This is a genomic window from uncultured Faecalibacterium sp. (assembly GCF_900066275.1).
Classification (GTDB): Bacteria; Bacillota; Clostridia; order Oscillospirales; family Ruminococcaceae; genus Faecalibacterium; species Faecalibacterium taiwanense.
In genome coordinates, this window is the sequence record NZ_FMFG01000050.1 from 1 (window position 1) to 14,402 (window position 14,402).

At 48.0% G+C, this 14,402-nt stretch carries 11 protein-coding genes and 2 pseudogenes; 7 read left to right on the forward strand and 6 right to left on the reverse strand.

Going from position 1 to position 14,402, the window contains the following annotated elements:
* From QZL71_RS12035 to QZL71_RS12060, 7 genes and pseudogenes are all read left to right on the forward strand, one after another.
* Window positions 1-245, forward strand: a 245-nt coding sequence (locus QZL71_RS12035) for a hypothetical protein (protein WP_294648937.1), incomplete at its 5' end; no start/stop codon positions are given.
* A gap of 268 nt (window positions 246-513) precedes the next feature.
* Window positions 514-3,054 (forward strand): type I restriction-modification system subunit M, encoded by a 2,541-nt coding sequence (locus QZL71_RS12040; protein WP_294648938.1) that lies wholly within the window; start codon window positions 514-516, stop codon window positions 3,052-3,054.
* Between the two features lie 2 nt (window positions 3,055-3,056).
* Window positions 3,057-4,220, forward strand: coding sequence for a restriction endonuclease subunit S (locus QZL71_RS12045; protein WP_294648939.1), 1,164 nt, complete (start codon window positions 3,057-3,059; stop codon window positions 4,218-4,220).
* A 291-nt stretch (window positions 4,221-4,511) separates the two neighbouring features.
* Window positions 4,512-5,018 (forward strand): annotated as a pseudogene (locus tag QZL71_RS13300) (restriction endonuclease subunit S); the annotation flags it as partial.
* 72 nt (window positions 5,019-5,090) lie between these two features.
* Window positions 5,091-8,249 carry a type I restriction endonuclease subunit R, EcoR124 family gene (locus QZL71_RS12050; RefSeq protein ID WP_294648940.1) on the forward strand — a complete coding sequence of 1,053 codons (3,159 nt, stop codon included), beginning with the start codon at window positions 5,091-5,093 and terminating at the stop codon, window positions 8,247-8,249.
* Window positions 8,250-8,254: 5 nt separating this feature from the next.
* Window positions 8,255-8,893 (forward strand): restriction endonuclease subunit S, encoded by a 639-nt coding sequence (locus QZL71_RS12055; protein ID WP_294648941.1) that lies wholly within the window; start codon window positions 8,255-8,257, stop codon window positions 8,891-8,893.
* A complete protein-coding gene (locus QZL71_RS12060) occupies window positions 8,874-9,803 on the forward strand; it encodes a site-specific integrase (protein WP_294648942.1) in 930 nt (309 codons plus the stop codon). The genes QZL71_RS12055 and QZL71_RS12060 overlap by 20 nt, the downstream gene beginning before the upstream one ends.
* Before the next feature lie 98 nt (window positions 9,804-9,901).
* Here QZL71_RS12060 and QZL71_RS12065 read toward each other — a convergent pair whose 3' ends face one another.
* The 6 genes and pseudogenes from QZL71_RS12065 to QZL71_RS13305 all read right to left on the reverse strand — a co-directional run.
* Window positions 9,902-10,282 carry a hypothetical protein gene (locus QZL71_RS12065; protein ID WP_294648943.1) on the reverse strand — a complete coding sequence of 127 codons (381 nt, stop codon included), beginning with the start codon at window positions 10,280-10,282 and terminating at the stop codon, window positions 9,902-9,904.
* 4 nt (window positions 10,283-10,286) lie between these two features.
* Window positions 10,287-11,099 (reverse strand): hypothetical protein, encoded by an 813-nt coding sequence (locus QZL71_RS12070; RefSeq protein WP_294648944.1) that lies wholly within the window; start codon window positions 11,097-11,099, stop codon window positions 10,287-10,289.
* 259 nt (window positions 11,100-11,358) lie between these two features.
* A complete protein-coding gene (locus QZL71_RS12075; protein WP_294648945.1) occupies window positions 11,359-12,669 on the reverse strand; it encodes an AAA family ATPase in 1,311 nt (436 codons plus the stop codon).
* A 15-nt stretch (window positions 12,670-12,684) separates the two neighbouring features.
* On the reverse strand, window positions 12,685-13,059 hold the full coding sequence (locus tag QZL71_RS12080; protein WP_294648946.1) for a TnpV protein: 375 nt from the start codon (window positions 13,057-13,059) through the stop codon (window positions 12,685-12,687).
* Between the two features lie 55 nt (window positions 13,060-13,114).
* Window positions 13,115-13,474 (reverse strand): DUF6017 domain-containing protein, encoded by a 360-nt coding sequence (locus QZL71_RS12085; protein WP_294648947.1) that lies wholly within the window; start codon window positions 13,472-13,474, stop codon window positions 13,115-13,117.
* A gap of 261 nt (window positions 13,475-13,735) precedes the next feature.
* Window positions 13,736-13,945, reverse strand: a pseudogene (locus tag QZL71_RS13305) (helix-turn-helix domain-containing protein); the annotation flags it as partial.
* Between the last annotated feature and the right edge of the window lie 457 nt (window positions 13,946-14,402).

The window sequence follows — 14,402 nt, forward strand, 5'->3', positions numbered from 1 at the left end:
TATTACTATGTTTTGGAAATCGGCACAACCATATAACCGTCTTTGATGAAACTATTTTTGTTTCATCGATGACATTGTACCAGCAAGCAGTGTCTTCGTATATACAAAGACCATTTTTGCGTTGCAAAATGCTTGTTGGGAAATCCCAAACCCTTGAACTACATCCGATGGATGCAGGCTACGCGTTTTTTGCAAAACGCTCTTTCAGCACACCACAGGAATGCGCAGCCATCACGGAATTGTGATGATTACAGGGATTGGGATTGCATCCCAACAAGCGAATGAACACAGCAGAATTTTAATTCTGCGTGCGAATTTAGCCTTTGTGCGCACAAAGGCTCTGCTTGCCACGGTTATGGTTCTGCGAATGCGATTGAGAAACTTTTCATTCGCATTGCAAACCGGGTGGCACTTTTGTATAATTGGTTCAATGAACACACGCATAAAATCGGAGGGGCTGTCCGATTAAAAAATTCTAAAAACGCCCTATTGTAGGCCACTGGGAGGAATAGCATGAACAAGCAGCAACTCGCATCGAAAATCTGGGAATCTGCCAACAAGATGCGCTCTAAAATCGAAGCCAACGAGTACAAGGATTACATTCTGGGCTTCATGTTTTATAAATTTCTGTCGGACAAGGAAGTTAAATGGCTGAAAGAGAACGACTGGACAGACGAATATCTGCCGGATTTGACCGAAGACGATGCCGAAACGCTGGATACCGTTCGGAAGAATGTCGGCTATTTTATCGCCTATGAAAATCTGTTTTCTACATGGATCAGCAAAGGCAGCGACTTCAAGGCTGACGACGTAACGGTGGCATTGCAGGCATTCAGTCGACTGATCGACCCGCACCACAAAAAGGTGTTTGACGGCGTCTTTGCTACGCTGCAAACCGGCCTGTCCAAACTGGGTGAAAGCTCCGGTGCGCGGACAAAGGCCATTCGCGACCTGATCTATCTCATCAAAGACATTCCCATGGACGGCAAGCAGGATTATGATGTTCTCGGCTTTATCTACGAATATCTGATCAGCAACTTTGCAGCAAACGCAGGCAAGAAGGCCGGCGAGTTCTACACGCCGCACGAAGTTTCGCTGCTCATGTCTGAAATCGTGGCGTACCACCTGAAAGACCGGGAAGAGATCAAAATTTACGACCCCACCAGCGGTTCCGGCTCGCTGCTGATCAACATTGGTCAGTGTGCTGCACGGTATATGGGCAATGGCAACAACATCAAATACTACGCACAGGAGTTGAAGGAAAACACCTACAACCTGACCCGCATGAACCTTGTCATGCGCGGCATTCTGCCCGACAACATTGTAACGCGCAACGGCGATACGCTGGAGGAAGATTGGCCGTACTTTGAAGAAAACGATCCGGTCAACACCTACGACCCGCTGTTTGTGGATGCGGTGGTATCAAATCCCCCATATTCGCAGGCGTGGAATCCGAACGACAAAGAGAACAACCCGCGCTTTTCGGATTACGGCCTTGCCCCCAAAGGCAAGGCAGACTACGCCTTTTTGCTGCACGACCTGTACCACATCCGTAATGATGGTATTGTGACCATCGTTCTGCCTCACGGCGTTCTGTTCCGTGGCGGTGAAGAAGGTACGATTCGCAAAAATCTGATTGACCACAACAACATTGATGCAATCATCGGTCTGCCCGCCAATATTTTCTTCGGCACAGGCATTCCCACCATCATCATGGTGCTGCGGAAAAATAAGAAGGATTCGGACGTTCTGATTATTGATGCGTCTAAGGGCTTTGAGAAGGACGGCAAAAACAACAAGCTGCGTGCCTGTGACATCAAACGCATTGTGGATGCTTACAAGGAACGCCCGGATAAAATCGAAAAATTCGCACGCAGAGTATCCCGTGCGGAGATCGTTCAGAACGATTACAACCTGAACATTCCCCGCTATGTGGACTCTTCCGAAAAGGCTGAGAGCTGGGACATTTACGCTTCTATGTTTGGCGGTATTCCCGAGGCCGAACTGCAAGATCTGTCTGCCTACTGGACAGCATTCCCGCACCTGAAAGCGACTCTGTTCAGCCCGGACAACGAAGCCTATTGCCGTCTGAATGTGGCCAATTTGAAGAACGCTGTTCTGTCCCACCCGGATGTGGTGGCGTTCAAGACCGCTTTCCAGAATGCTTTCGGTGACTTTGATGCCTATTTGAAGTCCGCACTCATCGACGGCATGACGCAGCTGAATGCTGCCGGCGAGGAAGAACGCCTGAGCCGGGAGATCTTTGCACAGCTGGCAGGAATTCCACTGGTTGACCGCTATGCAGCATACCAGCTTTTGGACGACGACTGGAAGAAAATTGCCATCGACCTTGAAATCATCCAGACCGAGGGTTTTGCTGCAACCAAGCAGGTAGACCCAAACATGGTGCTGAAAAAGGATGCCGAGGTGCAGGACGGCTGGGTGGGCCATGTGCTGCCCTTTGAGCTGGTGCAGAGCGTTAAAATGCATGAGGAAGTGGCAGCACTGCGGGCAAAAGAAACTCGCCTTGCCGAAATTGCAGGCGAGTATGAAAGCTATCTGGACGAACTGAGCGAGGAGGACAAGGAACAGGATTTTGTCAACGATGGTGCCTTTGTTGCCGCTGAGGTCAAAAAGGCCATCAAGGCGCGGGAGGTAGAGCCGGCTACCTTGAGCATCCTGAAAGATGTGGACGCGCTGTTTGCCGAGGAAAAGACCCTGAAAAAGCAGATCAAGGACGACAGTGCCGCCCTCCACCAGCGCACCAAAGGCGTGATTGAACGCCTGACCGATGAAGAAGTGCGTGACCTGCTGCACCGCAAGTGGATCTTGCCCCTGATGGAAAATCTGAACAGCCTGCCGGATGCCGTTCTGGACGATTTTGTGAAGCAGTTGGATGCCGTCTGCAAGAAATACGAAACCACCTTTGAGGACGTAGAGAGCCAGATTGCCGATACCGAGCACGAATTGCTGGGGCTGCTGGACGATCTGCAGGGAAATGAATTTGACATGAAGGGCATTGCAGAACTCAAAAAGTTGCTGGGAGGTGAATGATTATGCAGGATAACGAGAAGAAACCTGCCCTCCGGTTCAAGGGTTTCACTGACCCTTGGGAACAGCGTAAGCTGGGTGAAATGGTTGATGTTTGTAGCGGAATGGACTATAAGCATCTGTCTGAAGGTGACATTCCTGTTTATGGTACCGGTGGATATATGCTGAGTGTAAACAAGGCTTTGTCCTATGACCGTAACGCAGTTGGCATTGGAAGAAAGGGCACGATTGATAAACCATATATTTTGAAAGCCCCATTTTGGACGGTAGATACGTTGTTTTATGCGATTCCAAAAGATAGCAAAAACATAGATTTTACCTTTGATGTGTTTCAAAAAGTTGACTGGAAGAAAAAAGATGAATCTACGGGTGTTCCAAGCTTGTCCAAGATCGCAATCAATGAAACATCCATAAGCACTCCATCAAAACTAGAACAAGAACGCATCGGCAGTTTTTTCCGCAATCTCGATACCCTTATCACCCTTCATCAGCGTAAGTATGAGAAGTTAGTGAATATCAAAAAGTCCATGCTGGACAAGATGTTCCCCCAAAATGGGGCATCTGTACCGGAAATTCGCTTCAAGGGTTTTACTGACCCTTGGGAACAGCGTAAGCTGGAAGAATATCTCGAAGTTTCAGGTCAAAAGAACTTTGAAGGAATATATACCAAAGAAGATGTCTTGTCCGTTTCGGGCGATTTTGGAATTGTGAATCAGATTGAATTTCAGGGACGTTCATTTGCAGGAGCATCCGTTGCCAATTATGGTGTGGTTGAAACCGGCGATATTGTTTACACTAAATCACCCCTGAAATCTAATCCTTATGGCATCATTAAAGCTAATAAAGGAAAAAATGGCATCGTGTCAACGTTATATGCCGTTTACAAGCCAAAACAAAGTGCCAATCCAGAATTTGTCCAGATTTATTTTGAGCAGGATGCCAGAATGAATAATTATATGCACCCACTCGTCAACAAAGGTGCAAAAAACGACATGAAGGTATCCGCAGAAAATGCGCTCAAGGGACAAATCGTTTTTCCTGACATCAAGGAGCAAAGAACAATCTCTGAGTTTTTTCGCAATCTTGACACCCTTATCACCCTTCATCAACGTAAGTTGGAAAAGCTGCAAAACATCAAGAAATCTTGTCTTGAAAAGATGTTTGTATAAAAATAAGTGGTGCAATTTGCCCATAATCAGAAGATGGACGTATCGGCGTTTGTTGTTTGGCTAAGGAGCAACGCAATTTCTCTTGCCCGTTCAGAATATGCAAAACAGGCTGATGAATAAAAATCAAGGCAATGTCAAACGCTTGGAACTGCTGTGTTTTAAAGCTATCGGGAGTCAAAAATCAAAATTTGAGCCGAATACGCAAAACCGAAAGTGAAATTTTCAGCGAACATTCGGTAGGCGGTGGAAAATAGCTGATGAAAGTGTGCATTTGCTCCTACTTGGGAACAGCGAAAGTTCTCAGAATTGGTACAAATAGAACGAGGAGGCTCACCAAGACCGATTGACGATTTCATAACGGATGCCCCAAATGGGTTGAACTGGGTTAAGATTGGTGATGCTCCAACACAAGGAAATTACATAACCAAAACCGCTGAGAAAATCCGACCTGAAGGACTGTCTAAAACGAGAGAAGTTCATCCGGGTGACTTAATTCTTTCCAACTCTATGAGCTTCGGAAAGCCCTATATAATGGGCATTGATGGCTGTATTCACGACGGTTGGTTGCTCATAAGAAATACCTATGGAGTCTTTGACTTAACTTTCCTTTGCCATCTACTTGGTACACCACAAATGCTTAGCCAGTATAGGTCACTTGCTGCTGGCAGCACAGTAAATAATCTTAATAAAGAACTTGTGGGAAACACAGTTGTAACTATTCCAAGTATAACCGAGCAGCGAGTTTTGGGCGATTACTTGGAGCAGCTTGACAACCTTATCACCCTTCATCAGCGTAAGCTGGAAAAGCTTGTACAAATTAGAAAAGCCTTCGCAGAGAGGTGTTTTTTGCAAAGTCGAAAGGAGCTCGTTATGGCGTTTACAAAAGAAGCCGATTTTGAAGAGGCGGTGGTAAAGCTCCTGATAGAACGTGGCTGGAAAGATGGTGTGCTGAAGAACTACACCGAACAGGAGCTGATACAGAACTGGGCGAACATCCTTTTTGAAAACAACCGTGGCATTGACCGACTGAACGATTATCCGCTGACGGATGGCGAGATGCAGCAGATCATGGAACAGGTCATGAACGCGAAAACGCCGATGAAGCTGAATAAATTTATCAACGGCAAAAGTGTGCTTATCAAGCGTGACAATCCTGACGATAAGCTGAATTTCGGCAAAGAAGTGTCCCTGAAAATCTATGATCGTCTGGAAATTGCAGCCGGACTTAGCCGCTACCAGATCGCAGAGCAGCCAAAGTTTCCCACCAAGTCCAAAATTTTGAATGACCGCCGCGGCGATTTGATGCTGCTCATCAATGGTATGCCGGTCATTCACATGGAACTGAAAAAGAGCGGTGTTTCCATCAAACGGGCTTGCAACCAGATTGAAAAATACGCGGCAGAGGGCATTTTTACGGGACTGTTCTCGCTGGTGCAGATTTTTGTGGCCATGAACCCGGAAGAAACGGTCTACTTTGCCAATCCCGGCCCGGAAGGACAATTCAACAAAAGCTACTATTTCCATTGGGCGGACTTCTACAACGAGCCGATGAACGACTGGAAAGACGTTACAACGGCACTTTTGTCCATTCCGATGGCGCATATGTTGGTGGGCTTTTATACTGTGGCCGATGGTTCCGATGGCATTTTGAAGGTGATGCGCAGTTATCAGTACTACGCTGCCAGCAAGATTTCGGATGCTGTTTCCAAGGCAAAATGGGAGAATGACCAGCAGCGCGGCGGCTACGTCTGGCACACCACAGGCTCCGGCAAGACCATGACTTCTTTCAAGTCCGCTCAACTGATTGCATCTTCCAAGGATGCGGACAAAGTGATCTTTTTGATGGACCGAATCGAGTTGGGTACCCAGAGCCTGAAAGAATACCGCAACTTTGCAGAGGAAAACGAGGAGGTTCAGGCTACCGAGAACACGGATGTTCTTGTGGACAAGCTGAAAAGCACTTCACCGTCCGATACGCTCATCGTGACTTCCATCCAGAAGATGAGCAACATCAAGGATGACGCACAAAATAAGTTGAACCCCAACGACATTGCGCTGATCAACGCAAAGCGGTTGGTTTTTATCGTGGACGAGTGCCACCGCTCCACCTTTGGCGACATGATGCAGACCATCAAGCATACATTCCCGAAAGCACTGTTCTTTGGTTTTACCGGTACGCCGATCCAAGGCGAAAACCAGAAGAAAATGAGCACCACCGCCACCGTTTTCGGCAACGAACTGCATCGGTACAGCATTGCAGACGGCATCCGGGATCACAACGTGCTGGGCTTTGACCCTTACAAGGTGCTGACCTTCAAGGACAGCGACTTGCGGAAAGCGGTCGCACTGGAAAAAGCAAAGGCATATTCTGTGGACGAAGCTCTGGCCGACCCACAGAAGAGCAAGGTGTTTTATAAGTATCTGAATCTGCCGATGGCAGGCGGAAAAGATGCGCTCGGTGAGGAGATAAAGGGCATCGAGGATTATATTCCCAACACCCAGTATGAGGGCGAAGAACACCAGAAAGCCGTGGTGGAGGACATTTGCGAGAACTGGCAGACCCAGAGCCGCAACAGCAAATTTCATGCCATTTTTGCAACCTCCAGCATCCCGGAAGCCATCCAATATTACAAGCGGTTCAGAGAAGCCGCACCATGGCTGAAAGTCACCGCACTATTTGACCCCAACATTGACAACAACGGCAAAGGTATCACCAAAGAAGAAGGGCTAAAAGAGATCGTAGAAGACTATAACGCCCGCTATGGACAGGACTTCAGCATTCCAACCTTTGCCAAGATGAAAAAGGACATTGCGGCACGGCTGGCGCACAAATCACCCTACCAGCGCATCGAGCGTACCCCGGAAAAGCAGCTTGATCTGCTGATCGTGGTGGATCAGATGCTGACAGGCTTTGACTCCAAGTGGATCAACACCCTGTATCTGGATAAAATGCTGCAATACGAAAATCTGATTCAGGCGTTCTCCCGAACCAACCGACTGTTTGGCGATGACAAACAGTTTGGCACCATCAAGTATTACCGCCGTCCGCACACGATGGAGAAAAACATCGCAGATGCGGTAAAAGAGTATTCGGGCGATAAACCGTTCGGTCTGTTTGTGGACAAACTGGACAAGAACGTGGAAAAACTGAATGCTCTCTATGCGGAGATCAAAGATCTGTTTGTGTCGGCGGGCATTGAAGAGTTTTCGCAGATCCCTGCGGATATGGCAGAGCGCAAAAAGTTTGCCGACCTGTTCCAGTCCTTCAACGAAAATCTGGAAGCAGCCAAGGTGCAGGGCTTCGAGTGGGATAAGCCCATTGTGATCGTCAACGAGGATACAGATGAGAAAACAGAACTTCATGCAGACTTTGACGAGAGAGCGTTCAAAGTTTTGGCACTCCGCTATAAAGAGCTGTTCACGCCGAATCCAGATGGCGGTGAAAATGACCCGGACGATGACGTTCCCTATGCGGTGAACAGCTATCTGACCACCATTGATACTGCTGACATCGACACGGACTATATGAACTCCCGCTTTGAAAAGTACCTGAAAATTTTCTATCAGGAGGGTGCAGAAGCGGAAGCCATCCATCAGGCCGAAACGGAGCTGCACAAGACCTTTGCCACCCTCTCGCAGGAAGAGCAGAAGTACGCTAATATTTTCCTGCACGACATTCAAAGCGGCGCAGTGGTTCCACAGCCGGGAAAGACCTTGCGGGAGTATATTGCCGAGTACATCGCCCAAAAGCAGAACGACCAGATTCACAAAGTAGCTGAAGTTTTCGGCTTGGACGAAAAGAAGCTGCGGGCATTCATGCGTGCAAACATTACCGAAGCCAACATTAACGAATTTGGCCGTTTTGATGACCTGAAAGCTACCGTAGATAAGGCAAAAGCAAAGGCATATTTTGAAGCAATCGAGGGCACAAAGCTTATTCCGCCCAAGGTGCCTGTCAAGTATGATAAACTCTTGCGCGAGTTCATCGTAAGTGGCGGATTTGATTTGAAAATGCCAAAAGAATCATAAAATGGGTGCAAAATCACCCTGCTGACCAAGAGCCGAGGCGTGTCCTCGGCTCTTTTTTCGCGCCAAAATCCCAAAACACACCTACTTGGGAACAGCGTAAGCTGGGTGAAATTGCAAAAGAGGTAGTCAGAAATGACCCTGCATCTGATGCACCAATTATGATGATAACGGCGGGCAACGGATTTATAGAGCAGTCTGATAGGTATGCCTTTAATAATGCCGGCGAGAGCCTAAAGAAGTATATTCTTTTGGAACGTGGCGAGCTGGCATATAACCACGGAGCATCCAAGTTGCGTCCGTATGGTTCCTGCTTTGCATTGACAACAGTTGAAAAAGCGCGTATTCCCTTTGTTTATCATTGCTTCTCAGTAGAGAAAAGCAATCCGGAATTTTTATCTATTGAGCTGAACGGTGCAAATGTTGAAAATCAATTGCGAAAAATAGTATCTTCTGGTGCTCGAATGGACGGACTTCTTAATATTGCTTACAGCGAGTATACAGAAGTGACCGTTCAGTTCCCCAAAAAAGAAGAGCAAGACTGGATCGCAAAATTTTTTAAGCATCTCGACACCCTTATCACCCTTCATCAGCGTGAGCATATAAAACCGATTTTGGAGGTAAAACGTGTTAAACGAAATGAATGAAAACAACCTGTTCTGCGATTATTATGAGCAGTGGGTTGCTGTATACAAAGAGGGTGCAGTTCGCCCGGTTACATTGGATAAGTACAAAATGACCCTTTCTTGGGTAAAAAAACTCGCTCCTACTTTGAAACTCTGTGAGGTTTCCAGAGTGACCTATCAGCAGCTTTTGAACGATTATGCCGTAGGCCACGAGCGTCAGACCACGATGGACTTCCACCATCAACTGAAAGGCGCCATCATGGATGCTGTGGATGATGGACTGATCGTGAAAGACCCAACCCGAAAAGCAATCATCAAAGGCAAGCCCCCGGTGCCTAAAAAGGTGAAATACCTGAACCAGTTTGAACTGCATCTTTTGTTGAGCGACTTGAATCTACAGGGAAAACTCAACTGGGACTGGATGATTTTGCTGATTGCCAAAACCGGCATCCGCTTTTCCGAAGCATTGGCGATCACTCCTGCGGATTTTGATTTTGCCCATCAGATGCTGTCCATCAACAAAACGTGGGATTATAAAGGAAACGGCGGATTTCTGCCAACAAAAAATAAATCGTCTGTCCGTAAAATTCAAATTGACTGGCAGACGGTGATTCAGTTCGCAGCACTGGTAAAAGACATTCCTGAAGATAAGCCGATTTTCGTGTTCAAGGAACACGCCTACAATTCCACCGTCAACGATGTTCTGGAACGGCACTGCAACCGAGCTAAGATCCCGGTCATCTCGGTACATGGTCTGCGGCACACCCACGCTTCGGTGCTTTTGTTTGCAGGGGTGTCCATCGCAAGCGTGGCAAGGCGGCTGGGGCATTCCAGCATGACAACCACGCAGAAAACCTACCTGCACATCATTCAGGAACTTGAAAATCAGGACATTGATCTTGTAATGCGGTCACTCTCTGGATTAAGCTGATAAAATAATCAACCATCGCTCGCGCTGGTGAAGGATGATAAGAGAAAAGCCAAACCTCAAGCTGTACAGGATGTACGGTGAGGTTTGGCTTTTTGGTATCAGCTGCTCTTTTGATTTTCGTTCATAATTCTTCTGGCTCGTCCGCGCGTGGTATCCTCAAAGGTTTCATCTTCGCTAAATCGCAGCCAATAGGGGTCTTCCATCAGGCAGGCATTGGTACGCTTAACAATTTCCCACGCATTGTAGTCCGGCAGTCCCATCAATTTCAAAATCTCTTTGCAATCCATCCGATTTTTCGGGAAGATTCGCTTCTTTGCCCAAACGACCACATCGACCAATGGAACTTTGCGCTCGCCGCCAATGAAAAGGTTCAGAGGAAGATCATACTGTGCAACACCCTCATTTGCGCAAAGAGACTGCCCATCTTCGCTTAGGTGTGCGATTTCTTTTTCATCCATCATCAATTTCAGATAGGCCATTTTATCACCCCATGGCGGCTTTCAGGTAGTGCAGACGGTATTTCAGATATTGACGGATCGCAGCTGCTCGCTTTTCGCTCAACAATGCAAGAATAGGTGAGATGGCCTGAATGATTTCACTATACAACTCGTCCAAGTCACGCGTTGGCAGCACAGGCTCATCGATCATCTTGATTTGCTGGGCATGGTGACTGCGGAACGGTTTGGCTTTGTCGAACTGATAACGGAGCTTCGTGTCAGTCAATTCTTCATCCGTTGCCCACGCAAGCAGACTACCGCCATTGTCGTAAATAGGCGGAGCATAATTTTTTCCATCCCGGACGATTACATCAAAATTGTTTTCGTGGCGGTCTTCGTTGCCGATAAAGGCGTCAAATGCCAGCATCTGATAAAGCCACTTCTTACCATATAGTTCTATCGCATACTGGAACAATGCTTCCGGTGAGGATGCCTGACCGCCGGCAAGAAAATGGGCATCAGCCAAGTCTGCAAAATGATACAGTTGTTCATCGTCCGTTGTGAACTTGGGGCAGACGCTGACTACATCGCAGGAATAGGTTTGAATGTCGGGAAAGAGTTTGGCAGGCATCAACGTATATTCTACATGGGGCAAATTCAGCACCTGTGCAATCAGCGATGCCATCACCTCAGAATACGGCTCATACCCAGCGGTTCCGGCCTCTGTGATGGAGTTGCCCTTGACCATAACAAGCTGATCATCTACATGATACCAGCCCTTTGAGAGCATTCCACGGCTCGTCCGTGTTTCACGCTTTTCAACCAACTGGATTTTTGCAGGGACTTCAATTGGGCTCATGGTATCACGCTCCTTTGCCCCATTATACCATGTTTGGATGGATAGACAAGGTAAACTATGGTCAATAGCAAAAATCAAAATATCAAATTGTTTTTTGAAATTTGAAGTAGAAAAGTCAAATCAAATATGAAATTTCGATGGAAACATTAAATTTTTCGCTCAATAAGTGAAATGAACGCTCAAAAAAAATGAAATCCAAACCCCAAAAGTGAAATTTGATGGTTGAATACTGAAAAAGTGTTAAAAAGATTTTGATATTCTAAATTCGACTTGAACTGTTTTTTGCATATCGTCCTTGCAGATAGCCCTTGGAGATATTCTCACCTTTCCGGGGAGAAAACTCGGTCAGGGCGTAAATATCGGTCTGCATGGTCTTTTCGTTCTTCTCTGCAAACCAAATCTGATCGCGCCGCAGCAATGTCAGGTCGAGAAGTCCGGTATCGTGTGTTGTGAAGATGAGTTGTGCATGGTTTGTATTGATAGCGGCATCCTGCACCATCTCGATCAGATGTCGTGTCAAGAGTGGGTGCATACTGGATTCGATCTCGTCTACGACCAGCACAGCCCCGGATTCCAGTGCGGTGAGCCACATTCCGATGCGAGAGAAGAAACGCTGTGTTCCAACGGATTCTTGCCCCAACGGGAGCCAGAAACCCTTAGAAGTGCCATCTTCGGCATCGAGGGTGTGCAGTGCGGAAATGATAGGCTCTTCCTTGGAGCCTGTAATGCGGATGTCCTTGATACCGAGGTCTGCATACAGCATTTCATGCAGGATACGGCTCTTTTCAGAGCCGCCCTGCCGAATGGCAGATAATGTAGCATCCAGCCGCATTTCGGTTCCCATAAAGCCTGTCAGCTTTTCAAAGAACCACAGATACGCTTTTTCGGTCTGGGGGCAGTTCCACTCGTTCGAGCTGGACAGATAAAGGCGGTTTTCAGCAGTTCGTCCAGCAAGCGTGAACTGCTCTTGAATATTCTCGCGGAACTGATAGCCATTGTTTTCTCTTGAAAAAATCAAGGCTTCCCGGCCATTCGGCCAGTGATAGAGATATTCGGTCAGGACTTTGGACTTGTCAAATGAGAACCCGTAGGCATACTTGATGCCGCCATAAAAATAGATGGCTTCAAAGCTGGTCGGCTGTGTAGGCTGGTCGGTGAAAGCAAACGGTTCTTGCGGAAGGGACTCACCTTTCAGCAGCTTGGCATACCGCCCGCAGACCATCTCGCGCATGAGCAGGAGGGCATGGAGAACATTGCTCTTTCCAGCTGCATTTGCGCCGTACAGTGCAAGCACTGGCACAAGCTGTTTCTTCTCGTCCGGCGAAATCAGGCAGTCGGACAGACTTTTATCTGTGGATGCCTTCATGCTGATGACGGCGGTATCCCTGATGGAACGGTGGTTCGTGACAGAAAATTGAAGCAGCATCGCAAAACCTCCCAAGTGTTTTCTGGGTTCAGTATACTCCATTCTTGGCAGAAAATCAAATTTTAATATTGATATTTGCGGAAAATATTCAAAATCAAGACATAAAATCGCGTCTAGGCGTTTTTGATGCTGAAACAGAAACATGAAAAACAGTTGAAATCACTCTGCATACACGACTTCCCTCACCACTACCTCTTCCGCCTGCGCTTTCAGCCCGTTCATGTGCGCCACCCAGAGAAGCTGTGCGCGCTCTTTGCCCGGCGCGGGGTACTTATCTAACAGATTGGTCATCGTGCGTTCCAGCCACGCGCAGGCCGTTTTCTGGACATCCTGCAAATGCGGCCAGAGCGTACCGTTCAGCAGCATTTGGTTGTACAGCACGGGGCGCTGGTTTTTGAGGTAGGCCAGCCGCATCCGACTATACTTGCCCAGCGGTTCGGCTTCATCGGTCTGCGGCAGGGTGAGCAGGGGCAGCTGATACTCCCCGACCTGTGCGTAATGGATCTCGGTGCGGACGGCGTTCGTGTTCTTCATGGAAATTCTCCTTTGCATTTTCAACAGGTGCTGCGTTCTTTGTGGAAAACAGCGCTTACTTCCTCCGATTCTGTGCGGTCAGCCAGTTGCCCTGCGCCTGATAGTAGTGCTCCATCGTGGTGGGGGCGTTCAGGATGGTGGTGCGCAGATAGGCCATGATGTTCTTGATGGGCTGGGTGGTGTTGGACATCACATCGAAGATGTACTCAACGTGCTGGCTGGTCAGCTTGTCCAGCCGCAGCCGGATGGCTTTGGTGGTCTGCGGCTGCTTGCCGACGTACTGGGTCTGCCGAGGACAGCAGTACATCTCCACAATGTTATCCAACAACTCCTCCAGCTTGTCGGGATCGTATCGCTGGGCAAGGGTGTCGATCTCTAGCCGTTCCCGAAACTCCTCCCGCACCTGTGCTTCCATCTGGTCAAAATCTGCGGATTCGTCTGTCTGCCCTGATAGATTAGTACTTTGTCTTTTAGTATTTTGTTTATTAGTATTTTGTTGTGTTGGATTCTCCAACGTTGGAAAACCCGACATTGGATTTTCCGATGATGGTGAATTTGGCACTGGAGCAGGGCGTTTTTCAATCCGTTCTTTCTGCGGCAGTTCAAAGACTTCATAGTTGTAGTCAATAATGCGGCCACGGGCATCACGGACTTTGCTCCGACACAGATACCCGCCATCTTCCAGTTCGTGAACCGCACTTCTCACACTGTCGATGCCATCCCTGCACCCGGTTGTCAGCCCTTTCAGGCTATAATCCCAATCGTCCGGCAGGGAGAGCATATAGGACAGCAGTCCCTTGGCTTTCAGGGACAGCCTCTTATCCTGCAGGTGGTGGTTGCTCATAACGGTATAGTTGACGTTTTTATTGACGCGGAATGTTGACATGGCAGCTTCCCTTTCAGCCCAATGCGGGCAAGAGAAAACGCAGCATCTCCCGGCTTTCGGGAAACGCTGCGTTCAGACAGGGAAGCCTGCTGTGAGCTGGCACAGCAACGGCAGCACTGCATATTTCTAACGGACATCTAACACAACTACACCTGAAATGCAGCCGCTGACGGCCTGTGTGAAAAAGGCTTTTTCTAACGTCATTTCGCAAAAAGCGGCTGATTTTTGCCTGCAAATTGCGGTGTGACGTGCCTTTTTGGAGGTTACAAGAATGCCCTCAGCTGCCAATGACAGCCGCGAGGAACCAGCTTCATCCAACAATTTCAAAGACTCGAAATCGTTTTGTCCTTAATCGGGCACGTGGGTTCGAATCCCACCATCTCCGCCAACAAAAGGCATCAGCTCAGGCTGGTGCCTTTTTTGCGGCTAGATGGTGCGGATGAGAACAGGGCGGCGG